The 1,715-nt window shown below is 58.7% G+C and carries 1 rRNA gene; it reads right to left on the minus strand.

Annotated elements, in window-relative coordinates:
* A 23S ribosomal RNA gene (locus tag BM339_RS47345) occupies window positions 1-1,715 on the minus strand; the annotation flags it as partial.

The following is a 1,715-nucleotide window of genomic DNA, read 5'->3' on the forward strand; positions in this document are numbered from 1 at the left end:
AGGGGTGGGAGAACTCATCTCGAGGAAGGCTTCCCGCTTAGATGCTTTCAGCGGTTATCCCGACCGAACGTAGCCAACCAGCCGTGCCCCTGGCGGGACAACTGGCACACCAGAGGTTCGTCCGTCCCGGTCCTCTCGTACTAGGGACAGACCCTCTCAATTCTCCTACGCGCACAGCGGATAGGGACCGAACTGTCTCGCGACGTTCTAAACCCAGCTCGCGTGCCGCTTTAATGGGCGAACAGCCCAACCCTTGGGACCTACTCCAGCCCCAGGATGCGACGAGCCGACATCGAGGTGCCAAACCATCCCGTCGATATGGACTCTTGGGGAAGATCAGCCTGTTATCCCCGGGGTACCTTTTAGCCGTTGAGCGACACCACTTCCACACGTAGGTGCCGGATCACTAGGCCCTGCTTTCGCACCTGCTCGACACGTCCGTCTCACAGTCAAGCTCCCTTGTGCCCTTGCACTCGCCACCTGATTGCCAACCAGGCTGAGGGAACCTTTGGGCGCCTCCGTTACACTTTAGGAGGCAACCGCCCCAGTTAAACTACCCACCAGGCACTGTCCCCCACCCGGATCCACGGGTGCGGGTTAGACGCTCAAAACGACCAGAGTGGTATTTCACCAACGACTCCACCGACACTGGCGTGCCGGCTTCACAGTCTCCCACCTATCCTACACAAGACGCTTCAGGCGCCAATGCCAAGCTGTAGTGAAGGTCCCGGGGTCTTTCCGTCCTGCTGCGCGAAACGAGCATCTTTACTCGTACTGCAATTTCACCGGGCCTGTGGTTGAGACAGCGGGGAAGTCGTTACGCCATTCGTGCAGGTCGGAACTTACCCGACAAGGAATTTCGCTACCTTAGGATGGTTATAGTTACCACCGCCGTTTACCGGCGCTTAGATTCTCAGCTTCGAGAAACAAAGTTCCTCTAACCGGTCCTCTTAACGTTCCGGCACCGGGCAGGCGTCAGTCCGTATACAGCGTCTTACGACTTCGCACGGACCTGTGTTTTTAGTAAACAGTCGCTTCCCCCTGGCCTCTGCGACCCCACCCAGCTCCCCGTGCAAGACGGTTCACCAGACGTGGTCCCCCTTCTCCCAAAGTTACGGGGGCAATTTGCCGAGTTCCTTAACCACAGTTCACCCGATCGCCTTGGTATTCTCTACCTGACCACCTGAGTCGGTTTAGGGTACGGGCCGCCAGTACACTCGCTAGAGGCTTTTCTCGACAGCATGGGATCACTCACTTCACCTAAAACGGCTCGGCATCACATCTCACCCTTCAGCGGTGTACGGATTTACCTGCACACCGGGCTACATGCTTACCCCAGGACAACCATCGCCTGGGCTGAGCTACCCTCCTGCGTCACCCCATCACTCACCTACTACCCCCTCGGGCCGACCGCTAGGCCCAGGACAAGCCCGAAGGCTCAACCCAGGATTCAGGGTCTTAGCATCAGAGGGTTCAGCGTTGGCGCATACCAGCGGGTACGGGAATATCAACCCGTTGTCCATCGACTACGCCTGTCGGCCTCGCCTTAGGTCCCGACTTACCCTGGGCGGATTAGCCTGCCCCAGGAACCCTTGGTCATCCGGCGCACACGTTTCTCACGTGTGATTCGCTACTCATGCCTGCATTCTCACTCCCGCAGCCTCCACCACTCGATCACTCGGCGGCTTCGCCGGCTACAGGACGCTCCCCTACCC

Source organism: Actinomadura madurae, assembly GCF_900115095.1.
Lineage (GTDB): Bacteria > Actinomycetota > Actinomycetes > Streptosporangiales > Streptosporangiaceae > Spirillospora > Spirillospora madurae.